13 protein-coding genes are annotated in these 12,790 nt (G+C 58.8%); 8 read left to right on the forward strand and 5 right to left on the reverse strand.

From position 1 onward, the window contains the following. Positions 1–43 precede the first annotated feature (43 nt). Positions 44–1,090, forward strand: coding sequence for a MerR family transcriptional regulator (locus tag IB144_RS10465; RefSeq protein WP_002910436.1), 1,047 nt, complete (start codon positions 44–46; stop codon positions 1,088–1,090). Here the strand turns inward: IB144_RS10465 and dauA are convergent, their stop codons facing one another. The 4 genes from dauA to lolB form a co-directional block, all read right to left on the reverse strand. Continuing rightward, a complete protein-coding gene (gene dauA / locus IB144_RS10470) occupies positions 1,091–2,770 on the reverse strand; it encodes a C4-dicarboxylic acid transporter DauA (protein ID WP_004200291.1) in 1,680 nt (559 codons plus the stop codon). A gap of 124 nt (positions 2,771–2,894) precedes the next feature. Further along, entirely contained in the window at positions 2,895–3,842 is a 948-nt protein-coding gene (gene prs / locus IB144_RS10475) for a ribose-phosphate diphosphokinase (protein WP_002910407.1), read from the reverse strand. Between the two features lie 183 nt (positions 3,843–4,025). Beyond that, a complete protein-coding gene (ispE, locus tag IB144_RS10480) occupies positions 4,026–4,874 on the reverse strand; it encodes a 4-(cytidine 5'-diphospho)-2-C-methyl-D-erythritol kinase (RefSeq protein ID WP_014343188.1) in 849 nt (282 codons plus the stop codon). Beyond that, positions 4,874–5,485: a lipoprotein insertase outer membrane protein LolB gene (gene lolB / locus IB144_RS10485; protein WP_002910405.1), complete on the reverse strand. Its 612-nt coding sequence runs from the start codon at positions 5,483–5,485 to the stop codon at positions 4,874–4,876. The genes ispE and lolB overlap by 1 nt, the downstream gene beginning before the upstream one ends. A gap of 270 nt (positions 5,486–5,755) precedes the next feature. Here lolB and hemA point away from each other — a divergent pair, with 270 nt between their 5' ends. From hemA to kdsA, 6 genes are read left to right on the forward strand one after another with little or no spacing between them, the layout of a single operon-like run. Further along, complete coding sequence (gene hemA / locus IB144_RS10490; protein ID WP_002910404.1) at positions 5,756–7,012, forward strand: glutamyl-tRNA reductase; 1,257 nt, start codon at positions 5,756–5,758, stop codon at positions 7,010–7,012. Positions 7,013–7,054: 42 nt separating this feature from the next. Beyond that, positions 7,055–8,137 carry a peptide chain release factor 1 gene (gene prfA, locus IB144_RS10495; protein WP_002910403.1) on the forward strand — a complete coding sequence of 361 codons (1,083 nt, stop codon included), beginning with the start codon at positions 7,055–7,057 and terminating at the stop codon, positions 8,135–8,137. Continuing rightward, positions 8,137–8,985 (forward strand): peptide chain release factor N(5)-glutamine methyltransferase, encoded by an 849-nt coding sequence (gene prmC, locus IB144_RS10500; RefSeq protein ID WP_004215201.1) that lies wholly within the window; start codon positions 8,137–8,139, stop codon positions 8,983–8,985. Before prfA ends, prmC begins: the two co-directional genes overlap by 1 nt. After that, positions 8,985–9,377 carry an invasion regulator SirB2 gene (gene sirB2 / locus IB144_RS10505; protein ID WP_004145428.1) on the forward strand — a complete coding sequence of 131 codons (393 nt, stop codon included), beginning with the start codon at positions 8,985–8,987 and terminating at the stop codon, positions 9,375–9,377. The genes prmC and sirB2 overlap by 1 nt, the downstream gene beginning before the upstream one ends. 3 nt (positions 9,378–9,380) lie before the next feature. Beyond that, on the forward strand, positions 9,381–10,193 hold the full coding sequence (sirB1, locus tag IB144_RS10510; RefSeq protein WP_002910395.1) for an invasion regulator SirB1: 813 nt from the start codon (positions 9,381–9,383) through the stop codon (positions 10,191–10,193). Positions 10,194–10,232: 39 nt separating this feature from the next. After that, positions 10,233–11,087, forward strand: coding sequence for a 3-deoxy-8-phosphooctulonate synthase (kdsA, locus tag IB144_RS10515; RefSeq protein ID WP_002910393.1), 855 nt, complete (start codon positions 10,233–10,235; stop codon positions 11,085–11,087). A gap of 86 nt (positions 11,088–11,173) precedes the next feature. On the opposite strand, the gene chaA is transcribed toward kdsA, so the two are convergent. Then, the gene (chaA, locus tag IB144_RS10520; RefSeq protein ID WP_002910392.1) at positions 11,174–12,274 is read right to left on the reverse strand and encodes a sodium-potassium/proton antiporter ChaA; all 1,101 of its coding nucleotides are present in this window, start codon (positions 12,272–12,274) and stop codon (positions 11,174–11,176) included. Between the two features lie 263 nt (positions 12,275–12,537). On the opposite strand from chaA, the gene chaB reads away from it, so the two are divergent. After that, positions 12,538–12,768 (forward strand): putative cation transport regulator ChaB, encoded by a 231-nt coding sequence (gene chaB / locus IB144_RS10525; RefSeq protein WP_002910389.1) that lies wholly within the window; start codon positions 12,538–12,540, stop codon positions 12,766–12,768. The last annotated feature ends 22 nt before the right edge of the window (positions 12,769–12,790 follow it).

A 12,790-nucleotide genomic window follows, 5' to 3' on the forward strand; every position in this document is an offset into this window, starting at 1 on the left:
TCAGGCTGCAGAGTAGCGGACCTGGCCACAGAGAGGAGCAGTCATGTTAATTCAGGTGGGAGAGCTGGCGAAGCGTGCCGGACTGACGGTACGTACGCTGCATCATTATGAACAGACCGGGCTGTTAACGCCTTCGGCCAGAAGCGAGGCGGGCTATCGGCTCTATAACCTGTCCGCGGTTCAGCGCCTGCATATGATAAAGGCGCTGGCGCAGGCCGGGCTAACGCTCGCCACAATCAAGGACTATCTCGATCGGCAAACGCTGTCGCTGCCCGAGCTGCTGACGCAGCAGATAGATACGCTCAACGCCCAGCTGCGCGATGTTGGCAGGCTGCGCGACCGACTATTGGTGCTGCGCGAGGCGCTGGCGAGCGGCAATGAACCCGATCTGGAGTCCTGGCTACAGACGCTGGAGTTAATGAAAATGTACGATCGTTGGTTTAGTCAACAGGAGTTAGCCGCGCTGCCGTTTGCGGCACAGGATGAACAGCGGGCGCAGGCGTGGCGCGAGCTAACGGAGGAGGTGCAGACGCTGATGGCGAGCGGCTGCCCGACGGACAGTCCGCAGGCGATGCGTCTGGCGACGCGCTGGATGGAGCGCCTGGAGCAGGATACGGCCGGGCGTCCGGAGTTTCTGACCCGCCTGAACGAGATGCATGCCGCCGAGCCGCAGATGGTTGAACAGACCGGCGTCACGCCGGCAATCATCGCCTATATCACCGAGGCCTTTGCCGAAAGCAAACTGGCCATCTGGGCGCGGTACCTTGACGAAGAAGAGATGGCGTTCACCCGCCAGCACTATTTTGACCGGCTACAGGAGTGGCCTGCGCTGGTGGCGAAGCTGCATCAGGCGTGCCGGGAGGGCGTAGCGCCGGACTCGGCGTCGGGTCAGGCGCTGGCCCGGGCGTGGCTTGAACTGTTTCAGTCCTACGCCGGTACCCGGCCGCAGACGTTGCAGAAGTTTCGTCGGGCAATGGAGCAGGAGCCGCATTTGATGAAGGGCACCTGGATGACGCCGGCGGTGCTGAGCTGGCTGCAGCAGGCGACCGGATCCTTGATGCGGCAGGCGCAGGGACCTGCCGCCGGGTGATCACAGGTCAGCCAGCGCGGCCTGACGATCGGGGTAGAAGCTCAGGCGTCCGGGCAGCGGCTTGACGCCGGCGCGCGCTAGCGTGCGTAGCGGCTGAAACTCGAGGTTAGATACGCGCAATTCACAGCCTTCCGGCAGCTTGTTCACAAAGCGCTGGAAGGCATCCAGGCCACCGGCGTCGAGAACCGGCACCGCGTCCCATTTCAGCACCACGATGCGCTTGCCGGCGATCCGGGTCTCCAGATCGTTGAACAAGCCTTCGGCGGCGGCAAAGAACAGCGGCCCAATTACCCGCAGCACCAGCACATCGTCTGGCACCTCGACGTTGACCGGCGCCAGATGAGTCATGCGTGCGATACGGCGCATAAACAACAGCGAAGCCAGCACGATCCCGACGCTGATAGCGATCACCATGTCAAACAGCACCGTCAGCGACATGCACATCAGCATCACCACGATGTCGTCCTTCGGCGCGTGGCGCAGCAGATTGATGACTTTATGCGCCTCGCTCATATTCCATGCCACCATCAGCAGCAGGGCGGCCATCGCCGACAGTGGCAGCCAGGAGAGCAGTGGGGCGAGGATCAGCAGCGCCAGGATCACCAGCAGGGCGTGGATCACGGCGGCAACCGGCGATGTGGCGCCGGCGCGGACGTTCGCCGCCGAGCGGGCAATCGCCGCGGTGGCAGTGATCCCGCCGAAGAACGGCGCGACAATGTTGCCCAGCCCCTGGCCAATCAGCTCGCTATTGGCTTTGTGCTTGGTGCCGGTCATGCCATCAAGCACCACCGCGCACAGCAGAGATTCAATGGCGCCGAGCATCGCCATTGAGAAGGCGGCAGGCAGCAGAGCCTGCAGCGAGGCCCAGCTCAGGGTAAAGTTTGAGCCCGGCATATCCCAGGGCAATACCAGCTGCGGCAGCAGCTGCGGAATGCCATTGCCCTGAGTGCCGTCCGCCAGCTGATAATGGAACTGCGAGCCGATCGTCGCGACATCGCCGCCGAGCAAGTTGACCACCAGCATGACCGCACAGCCGCCCAGCAGCGCCGGGAGGTGGCCCGGCAGGCGGATACCCAGCCGCGGCCAGAGGATCAGAATGCCAAGAGTAACGACGCCGATGGCGGCATCGCCAACGTTAATGGTCGGTAGGGCCATCGCCAGCGCCGCCACTTTCTGCAGATAATGCTCCGGCACATGGGGCATCTGCAGGCCGAGGAAATCTTTAATCTGCATGGTGCCGATGGTGATACCGATCCCCGAGGTGAAGCCGAGGGTGACTGACAGCGGGATGTATTCGATCAGGCGGCCAAAGCGCGCCAGGCCGAAGAGGATTAAAAAGATCCCCGACATCAGCGTCGCCACCAGCAGTCCCGCCAGACCAAACTGCTGGGAAACCGGATAGAGGATCACCACAAAGGCGGCGGTCGGCCCGGAAACGCTAAAGCGTGACCCGCCGGTCAAGGCGATCACAATCCCTGCCACCGCTGAGGTATAGAGGCCGTACTGCGGCGGCACGCCGCTGCCAATCGCCAGCGCCATCGCCAGCGGAATCGCAATGATCCCGACGGTGATCCCGGCGATCAGGTCACGCGTGAAGCGGGCGGTGGTGTACTTTTCTTTCCAACAAGCGTCGATGAGGGCGCGGAAAGGCATCACATGTGAGGAAAATAATCTGTTCACAATAATGTTTCATCCATGAGCGCATCATCTGTCAACTAAATGGCAGGTGAAGGAGGCATTGATCATACAAATAAGGTGCGGAGACAAAAAAACCCGCCGCAGCGGGTTTTTGTGCTGGGCTCGATTAATGTTCGAACATAGCAGAGATAGATTCTTCATTGCTGATACGGCGAATAGCTTCAGCCAGCATACCGGAGAGCGTCAGAGTACGCACTTTATCCAGCGCTTTAATTTCTGGTGCCAGCGGAATGGTATCGCAGACGACAAATTCATCAATGACAGAGTTTTTGATGTTCTGGATAGCGTTGCCGGAGAAGATTGGGTGCGTCGCGTAAGCGAATACGCGTTTCGCGCCACGCTCTTTCAGCGCTTCTGCCGCTTTACACAGGGTGCCGCCGGTGTCGATCATATCGTCGACCATCACGCAGTCACGACCGGCAACGTCGCCGATGATGTGCATCACCTGGGAGACGTTGGCGCGCGGACGGCGCTTGTCGATGATAGCCATATCGGTATCATTCAGCAGTTTAGCGATAGCGCGGGCACGCACGACGCCGCCGATGTCCGGAGAAACCACAATCGGGTTGTCCAGGTTCAGCTGCAGCATATCTTCCAGCAGGATTGGGCTGCCGAACACGTTATCGACTGGCACATCGAAGAAGCCCTGGATCTGTTCTGCGTGCAGGTCAACGGTCAGCACGCGGTCAACGCCGACGCTGGACAGAAAATCCGCCACCACTTTTGCGGTGATTGGCACACGAGCAGAACGAACACGACGGTCCTGACGAGCATAACCGAAGTAAGGGATAACGGCGGTGATACGACCTGCCGAAGCACGACGCAGAGCATCAACCATAACAACCAGTTCCATCAGGTTGTCATTGGTGGGAGCACAAGTGGACTGGATGATGAAAATATCACCACCGCGTACGTTTTCATTGATTTGTACGCTGACTTCGCCGTCGCTAAAACGACCTACAGCGGCGTCGCCAAGAGAAGTGTACAGGCGGTTGGCAATACGTTGTGCTAGTTCCGGGGTGGCGTTACCAGCAAAAAGCTTCATATCAGGCACGAGAAGAACCTCAGGCATGCGTCCAGTGGTGGATGAATGGGCCAATAATGTGCGGGATGGCGCCATTCGATCCAGTCGGTGTATTTAAAGAGCACGATGCAACGTCTGGAACAGGGTGACGTTGTCACCGTAACTCAATTTCCCCGGCTGACTCATTATCAATGTGCCATCACGGCGCAGGATTCAGAGCAGGGCCTGCTTGAGCGGCGAAAGGTTAACTCCGCGCGCCACAAAGCCATTTAGCCATGCCGGGGCAGTGTCCAGCACCTGACGGGCAGCGGATTCGGTGTTAAATTCAGCAAACACACAGGCCCCTGTGCCGGTCAGGCGTGACGGCGCATATTCTAACAGCCAGGAAAGCGCGGCATCAACCTCGCGAAAACGTTTTCTTGCGATAAGCTCGCAATCGTTGCTGAATTCACAATTTAATAACGTATTAATTGACCGGCGCGGGGTATTTCGTGGTAGCTCCGGATCGCGAAAAATGATCGGCGTCGGAATACTGACCCCCGGGTGGGCCACCAGGTACCATTTTTCCTCGGGTTCTACCGGCGTCAGTATTTCACCCACCCCCTCGGCGAAGGCGGCATGGCCGCGTACGAAAACCGGCACATCGGCCCCCAGCTGAAGGCCAAGAGTCGCCAGCTCATCTTCCGAGAGACCGCAGCCCCACAGATGGTTGAGCGCCACCAGCACGGTGGCGGCATTGGAGGAGCCACCGCCCAGGCCGCCGCCCATCGGCAGGCGCTTATCGATACTGATATCGGCGCCGCTGCCCGCCGGCAGGCGATCGCTTTCGCTGGCGGCATGCATCAGCAGACGCGCGGCGCGAACGATCAGATTCTCCTCGTCCGGCACGCCGGCCACCGGCGTCAGCAGGCGCAGTTGGCCGTCACTACGCGGTTCGATGGTCAACGTATCGCCGTAATCGAGAAACTGAAACAGCGTTTGCAGGGTATGGTAACCATCGGCCCGCTGGCCGGTGATATATAAAAACAGATTCAGTTTTGCAGGAGAGGGCCAGCGGGTCATCATTTCACGATCCAGTTATCCATCTTCAGCTTGATGCGCTGAGCGCCATTGTTCAGCTCGACATTGGACGGTAGGGCTGGCTGGGTATCGCTGGTATAGCCGCCGTAGGTCACGTGCCAGGTTTTGCCGTTTTGCGTATAGTTCAGTTCACGCAGACGGTACCGATCGTCCAGCGAATAGTCGGTGGCGTCGCCCGGCAGGCCGATGATCCACTGGCGCAGGCTGTTCAACGGGATCGGCATCCCGGTCAGACGGCCAATCATCTCTTCGGCATCAGTGGCGGTATAGGTCTGGCCTTTGTTATCGATCAGCTGCACGCTGCCCGGCTGCGCGGTCAGCGACAGCTCGGTGCTGCCCAGCGGGTTGGTCAGCAGCAGGCGATAGCGGTCCTGGCCGGTTTGCTGCCAGAAGAAGCGGGCATAGACTTTTTGCTCATCGGAAAGATAGGCAAACGCCCCGCGGGTCTGGAACTGATTGAGGCTGCGGACAGCCTGCTGGTGCTGACGCCACTGCGGCGAATCCGGGCTTTTGCCAGGCCCTTGCGGCGTATGAAGAGAACAGGCGGTGAGGACGAGGCTGGCCAGCGGCAGCAGGCGGAACAGTCGATTCATAATGATGACAAATCCTTGATGTCTACAGGGAAAAACGGCGACAGGGAACAGCGGGCCGATTTGTGTAGCAGGTTACATTTATAACCCTTAATGCTAGCGTCGCCGGGCGATAGCGTCTACGTTCAAGTTGTCTGAAATCAAAAAATTAACCTTAATGGCGGTCTTGCTTTAACTATTACTCCAAAAGGGGAGCCTCTCTTTTATTGATTACGCGCATCCTGTATGATGCACTCAGACTAACCTTAGCAACGCTGGTACTACTCCCTCACAATGACCCTTTTAGCTCTTGGCATCAATCACAAAACAGCTCCGGTCGCCCTGCGAGAACGCGTCACGTTTTCGCCGGAAACGCTCGATAAGGCGCTGGAGAGCTTGCTGGCTCAGCCGATGGTGCAGGGTGGGGTGGTGCTGTCGACCTGCAACCGCACGGAACTCTATCTCAGCGTCGAAGAGCAGGATAACCTGCAGGAAGCGCTGATCCGCTGGCTGTGCAACTACCACGGCCTCAACGAAGAAGACCTGCGAAAAAGCCTTTACTGGCATCAGGATAATGACGCCGTCAGCCATCTGATGCGCGTCGCCAGCGGCCTCGATTCGCTGGTGCTGGGCGAGCCGCAGATCCTCGGCCAGGTGAAAAAAGCCTTCGCCGACTCCAGCCGCGGCCATCTTAACGTCAGCGAGCTGGAGCGGATGTTCCAGAAATCCTTTTCAGTGGCTAAGCGCGTGCGTACCGAAACCGATATCGGCGCCAGCGCGGTCTCTGTGGCTTTCGCCGCCTGTACCCTGGCGCGGCAAATCTTTGAATCGCTCTCCAGCGTCACCGTGTTACTGGTCGGCGCCGGTGAAACCATTGAGCTGGTAGCGCGCCATCTTCGCGAACATCACGTGCGCAAAATGGTGATCGCCAACCGCACCCGTGAACGCGCCCAGGCGCTGGCGGAGGAAGTGGGCGCCGAGGTGATAGCCCTCAGCGATATCGACGAACGGCTGAAAGAGGCCGACATCATTATCAGCTCCACCGCCAGCCCGCTGCCGATCATCGGCAAAGGCATGGTGGAGCGTGCGCTTAAGGCGCGGCGTAACCAGCCGATGCTGCTGGTGGATATCGCCGTCCCGCGCGACGTTGAACCAGAGGTCGGCAAACTGGCTAACGCCTACCTCTACAGCGTCGACGATTTGCAAAACATCATTCAGCATAACCTGGCGCAGCGTAAGGCTGCCGCGGTGCAGGCGGAATCGATCGTCGAGCAGGAAACCAGCGAATTTATGGCCTGGCTGCGCGCGCAGAGCGCCAGCGAGACCATTCGCGAATACCGTTCTCAGTCTGAGCAGGTCCGTGAGGAGCTGACGGCGAAAGCGCTGGCCGCGCTGGAGCAGGGCGGTGATGCCCAGGAAATTATGCAGGATCTGGCGCGCAAGCTCACTAACCGCCTGATCCACGCGCCAACCAAATCTCTTCAGCAGGCCGCCCGTGACGGGGACGACGAACGTCTGCATATTCTGCGCAACAGCCTCGGGCTGGAATAGCGCACCTTTCTCTTATTTTCAGGACAGGGTGAATTCACGCCTATGAAGTCTTCTATTGTTGCCAAACTGGAAGCGTTGTACGAGCGCCATGAAGAAGTGCAGGCGCTGCTCGGCGATGCCGCGACGATTGCCGATCAGGATAAATTCCGCGCGCTGTCGCGGGAGTATGCTCAACTGAGCGATGTGGCGCGCTGCTATACCGACTGGCGTCAGGTGCAGGAGGATATTGAAACCGCGCAGATGATGCTCGACGATCCGGAAATGCGCGAAATGGCGCAGGAAGAGCTGCGTGACGCCAAAGAAAAAGGCGACCAGCTGGAGCAACAGCTGCAGGTTCTCCTCCTGCCGAAAGATCCTGATGACGAGCGTAACGCCTTCGTGGAAGTGCGCGCCGGGACCGGCGGCGACGAAGCAGCGCTGTTTGCCGGCGATCTATTCCGCATGTACACCCGTTACGCAGAATCGCGCCGCTGGCAGGTAGAGATCCTCAGCGCCAACGAAGGTGAGCACGGCGGCTTTAAAGAGGTGATCGCCAAGATCAGCGGTGACGGCGTCTATGGTCGGCTCAAATTTGAATCCGGCGGCCATCGCGTGCAGCGTGTGCCGGCCACCGAATCGCAGGGGCGGATCCACACCTCCGCCTGTACGGTGGCGGTGATGCCGGAGCTGCCGGAAGCCGAAATGCCGGACATTAACCCGGCGGATCTGCGCATCGATACCTTCCGTTCCTCCGGGGCAGGCGGTCAGCACGTTAACACCACCGACTCGGCTATCCGCATTACCCACCTGCCCACCGGCATCGTGGTGGAGTGCCAGGACGAGCGTTCTCAGCATAAAAACAAAGCCAAGGCGCTGTCGGTGCTGGGCGCGCGCATCCGCGCCGCCGAAGTGGCCAAACGTCAGCAGGCGGAAGCCTCCACGCGCCGCAACCTGCTGGGCAGCGGCGACCGCAGCGACCGCAATCGCACCTATAACTTCCCGCAGGGCCGCGTGACCGACCACCGCATCAACCTGACGCTCTACCGTCTGGATGAGGCGATGGAGGGCAAACTAGACATGCTGATTGAGCCGATTGTCCAGGAACATCAGGCCGATCAGCTGGCGGCGCTGTCCGAGCAGGAATGATGACCTTTCAGGCCTGGCTGCAGCAGGCGATCGCCCGCCTGGCGGAGAGCGACAGCCCGCGACGCGACGCCGAGATCTTGCTGGGACACGTTACCGGCCGGGCGCGAACCTGGATTTTGGCCTTCGGTGAAACGACGCTTTCTGCTGACGAGGCGGCGAGGCTGGAGGCGCTCCTGGTGCGACGCCAGCGCGGGGAACCTATTGCTCATCTGGTCGGGCAGCGCGAGTTTTGGTCGCTGCCGCTGTTCGTCTCCCCGGCGACGCTGATCCCCCGCCCGGATACCGAATGTCTGGTAGAGCAGGCGCTGGCGCGTCTGCCAACCGCGCCGTGCCGTATTCTCGACCTCGGCACCGGGACCGGCGCCATTGCCCTGGCGCTGGCCAGCGAACGTCCGGACTGTGAGGTCACCGCGGTGGACGTGATGCCGGACGCCGTGGCGCTGGCGTTGCGCAATGCCGAACATCTGGGCATCGCTAACGTGACGATAAGTCAAAGCGACTGGTTTAGCGCGCTGGACGGGCAGCGCTTCGCCACGATCGTCAGCAATCCCCCCTATATCGACGCCGCCGACCCGCATCTCGCCGAAGGCGATGTGCGCTTTGAGCCGTTGACGGCGCTGGTCGCAGGCGACCAGGGGCTGGCCGATCTGGCGCATATCATCCGCGAGGGACGGCAGTATCTGCAGCCCGGCGGTTGGATGCTGCTGGAGCATGGCTGGACTCAGGGCGAGGCGGTTCGCGCGCTGTTCCGCGAAGCGGGCTATCTGGACGTCGCGACCTGTCGCGACTATGGCGACAATGAGCGTCTGACCCTCGGACGTTTACCCGACATGGAGAATGTTGGCTGATGAACTTATTCACGGCTGTCCTCTACCTGCACATTGCCACAGTGGCGGTGTCGGTAGGATTGTTCGTTTTACGTTACTGGTGGATGTATCACCAGAGCCCGCTGCTGAACCAGCGGTGGGTGCGAATTGCGCCGCACTGCAGCGATACGCTGCTGTTTCTCAGCGGCGCAGGGTTAATGGCGATAACGCACTACCTGCCGTTCACAGAAGACGGCGCATGGCTGACTGAAAAGCTGTTTGGCGTTATCATTTACATCGCATTAGGTTTTATCGCGTTGGGCCGTCGTCGTCCGCGCAGCCAGCAGAGCCGCTTTATCGCGTTCCTGCTGGCGCTGGTGGTGTTGTTTATCATCATTCAACTCGCCATCACAAGAATACCGATACTGGGGTAGGTCATGGGGTCATTAGCGGATTTCGAATTTAACAAAGCGCCATTGTGTGATGGCATGGTCCTCATTTCTGAACAGGTCCGCGACGATTTTCCGTCGCGTTTTGTCGAGGAAGAGCTGCAGCGATTGCTGCGCCTCGCGCAGGAGGAGATTGCGCCGTCGTGGGACCAGGAGCGCCAGATAGAACGATTGCTGGAGCTGTTTTATGACGAGTGGGGCTTTGGCGCCTCGCAGGGCGTGTATCGTCTTTCCGACGCGCTATGGCTGGATAAAGTGCTGGTTAACCGCCAGGGGAGCGCGGTGTCGTTAGGCGCGATCCTGCTGTGGATCGCCCAGCGCCTGGCGCTGCCGGTGGTGCCGGTGATTTTCCCGACCCAAATGCTGCTGCGTGCGGACCCGGAAACCAGCGAAGAGATGTGGCTGATTAATCCGTTTAACGGCGAGACCCTCGACGAGCATACCCTGGAGGTATGGCTGAAGGGCAACATCGGGCCGGTGGCGGAACTGTTTAATGAAGATCTCGACGAAGCGGATAACGCCGAGGTGATCCGCAAGCTGCTGGACACCCTGAAGTCGGCGCTGATGGAAGAGCGGCAGATGGAGCTGGCCCTGCGCGCCAGCGAAGCGCTGCTGCAGTTTAATCCGGAAGATCCGTATGAGATCCGCGACCGCGGGCTGATATACGCCCAGCTGGACTGCGATCACGTGGCGCTGTTGGATCTGAGCTATTTCGTTGAGCAGTGCCCGGAGGATCCGATCAGCGAGATGATCCGCGCGCAGATCAACACGATTTCGCATAAACAAATTACATTGCATTAGTCTGGAACCATTCCGGTTACACCCTGATAAGGCGAACTTATGAAACAAAAAGTGGTTAGCATTGGTGATATCAACGTAGCGAACGACCTGCCGTTCGTGCTGTTCGGCGGGATGAACGTGCTGGAGTCGCGCGACCTGGCGATGCGTATCTGCGAACATTATGTCACCGTTACGCAGAAGCTTGGTATTCCCTACGTCTTCAAAGCCTCCTTTGATAAAGCCAACCGTTCCTCCATCCACTCCTATCGTGGGCCGGGTTTGGAAGAAGGGATGAAGATTTTCCAGGAGCTGAAGCAGACCTTTGGCGTGAAAATCATCACCGACGTTCATGAAGCCAGCCAGGCGCAGCCGGTAGCTGACGTGGTGGACGTGATCCAGCTTCCGGCTTTCCTCGCGCGCCAGACTGACCTGGTGGAAGCGATGGCGAAGACCGGGGCGGTGATCAACGTCAAGAAGCCGCAGTTTGTCAGCCCGGGTCAGATGGGCAACATCGTCGATAAGTTTATCGAAGGGGGTAACGACAAAGTAATCCTCTGCGACCGCGGCGCGAACTTCGGTTACGACAACCTGGTCGTGGATATGCTCGGCTTCGGCGTGATGAAGAAAGCCTCCAACAACTCGCCGGTCATTTTCGACGTCACCCACGCGCTGCAGTGCCGCGACCCGTTTGGCGCAGCCTCCGGCGGTCGTCGTGCGCAGGTGAGCGAGCTGGCCCGCGCCGGTATGGCGGTAGGTATCGCCGGTCTGTTTATTGAAGCGCATCCGGATCCGGACCACGCGAAATGCGACGGCCCGTCCGCGCTGCCGCTGGATAAACTGGAGCCGTTCCTCAAACAGATGAAAGCGATTGACGATCTGGTGAAAAGCTTCGACGAGCTGGATACCAGCAAGTAAGCCTGACTGCATCAGTAAAAAAGCCTGCCGGCGTCAAAACCGGCAGGCTTTTTTTCGCCCGGACTCCGCCGGGTGGGAAAGCGGGGTCAGGCGAAAATTGTCATCAGATAGGCGGCGAACAGCGCCATGTGGGCCGCGCCGTTCAGCACATTGGTGCGTCCGGTGGAGAAGGAGATATGGCACAGCACCAGCGAGGCGACCATCACCACCATCTCCGGGGCGCCAAGGCCAAAGCGCAGCTCATTGCCGGTCAGGAAGGCGATGAGGGTGACCACCGGGACCGTCAGCGAGATGGTGGCCAGCACAGAGCCGAAAAACAGATTCATCGCCCGCTGTACCTGATTGTTGAGCACCGCTTTCAGGGCGCCAAGGCCTTCCGGCGACAGGATCAGCAGAGCCACCAGGAAGCCGGTAAAGGCCACCGGGGCATTCATGCTGGTCAACAGCGTTTCCAGCGGGTTAGCGTTCATTTTGGTAACCGCGATCACTGCCACCAGGTGCACCAGCAGCCAGGCGGTATGCCACCCGCTGCTATGGGCGGACGGTTTACCGTGGTGCGGGTCGTCATCGTCGCTGTCGTCTTCATGCTCATAAACAAACAGGCTCTGATGGGTTTTGGTCTGAATAAGCAGGAAAACGCCGTACATGGCCGCCGAAATTACCGCCACCAGCAGCGATTGCCCGGTGCTGAAGTTCGCGCCCGGCAGCGCCATCGGAAAGACCAGCACGATAATCGCTAGCGGAAACAGGGCGATAAGATACTGCTTAATGCCGAACAGATTCATATATTGGGTGGCGAATTTACGCCCGCCCAGCAGCAGAGAGAAACCGACCAGACCGCCGGTGACGATCATAATAATGGAGTAGAGGGTATCCCGCATCAAGGTCGGCGCGGCGTCGCCGGTGGCCATTAAGGCAGAGATCAAACTGACCTCAAGGATAACCACCGACAGGCTTAAAATCAGGGAGCCATAGGGTTCGCCCAGGCGGTGGGCGAGGACGTCGGCGTGGCGGACCACGCTGAAGGCGCTGCTCAAAATGCCGACCAGTGCGAGGATATTGATCGCGATAACCACTGGCAGTGACTGGCTGCTGCCCCAGAAAAACAGCACCGCCAGCGCCAGCACCGGAAAGACGAGGGAAGACTCCTTATGGCGGGTTTTTACCGCCTCATGTGCATGGGTCATGAACCATCTCCATTTATGCAGGTGTTATAATTATAAAAACGTAGGGCGGTAAAGTAACAGATCTTGCTAAATTACCGCTGGTTTTTTACTTAAATTTACGGGTATCGAGGGATATCTTGATTAGTTTATTATAATTTATGTTTACTTATATTTAGTTCTTATTATTCAGATAATTACTAAAATAATTTTTCTACTCATTTTGACCTTGATAGCCAGCCGACTGCGTACCAGACTTAAACTTAATGCTCAAACAGGAGGTCAGTATGCCCTATCGCAGTAAACAAGAACTCCCCGACAGCGTTCAGCATGTACTGCCTGCCCATGCGCAGGAAATTTATAAAGAAGCGTTTAACAGCGCCTGGGATCAATATAAAGATAAAGACGAGCGGCGCGATGACGCCAGCCGCGAAGAGACGGCGCACAAAGTCGCCTGGGCGGCGGTGAAGAACAGCTATGAGAAAGGCGATGATGATAAGTGGCATAAGAAAAAATAATCGCTGACGCCGCTTTTTCGCT

Origin of the sequence: Klebsiella sp. K4, from assembly GCF_014596785.2 — a bacterium.
GTDB classification, from domain to species: Bacteria; Pseudomonadota; Gammaproteobacteria; order Enterobacterales; family Enterobacteriaceae; genus Klebsiella; species Klebsiella pneumoniae.

Excerpts from the sequence above, each read along its gene's own strand:
- IB144_RS10465 (WP_002910436.1), top strand. The coding sequence starts at position 44 with ATGTTAATTCAGGTGGGAGAGCTGGCGAAGCGTGCCGGACTGACGGTA.
- ispE (WP_014343188.1), bottom strand. The coding sequence starts at position 4,874 with ATGACCCGCTGGCCCTCTCCTGCAAAACTGAATCTGTTTTTATATATC.
- lolB (WP_002910405.1), bottom strand. The coding sequence starts at position 5,485 with ATGAATCGACTGTTCCGCCTGCTGCCGCTGGCCAGCCTCGTCCTCACC.
- hemA (WP_002910404.1), top strand. The coding sequence starts at position 5,756 with ATGACCCTTTTAGCTCTTGGCATCAATCACAAAACAGCTCCGGTCGCC.
- prfA (WP_002910403.1), top strand. The coding sequence starts at position 7,055 with ATGAAGTCTTCTATTGTTGCCAAACTGGAAGCGTTGTACGAGCGCCAT.
- prmC (WP_004215201.1), top strand. The coding sequence starts at position 8,137 with ATGACCTTTCAGGCCTGGCTGCAGCAGGCGATCGCCCGCCTGGCGGAG.
- sirB2 (WP_004145428.1), top strand. The coding sequence starts at position 8,985 with ATGAACTTATTCACGGCTGTCCTCTACCTGCACATTGCCACAGTGGCG.
- sirB1 (WP_002910395.1), top strand. The coding sequence starts at position 9,381 with ATGGGGTCATTAGCGGATTTCGAATTTAACAAAGCGCCATTGTGTGAT.
- kdsA (WP_002910393.1), top strand. The coding sequence starts at position 10,233 with ATGAAACAAAAAGTGGTTAGCATTGGTGATATCAACGTAGCGAACGAC.
- chaA (WP_002910392.1), bottom strand. The coding sequence starts at position 12,274 with ATGACCCATGCACATGAGGCGGTAAAAACCCGCCATAAGGAGTCTTCC.
- chaB (WP_002910389.1), top strand. The coding sequence starts at position 12,538 with ATGCCCTATCGCAGTAAACAAGAACTCCCCGACAGCGTTCAGCATGTA.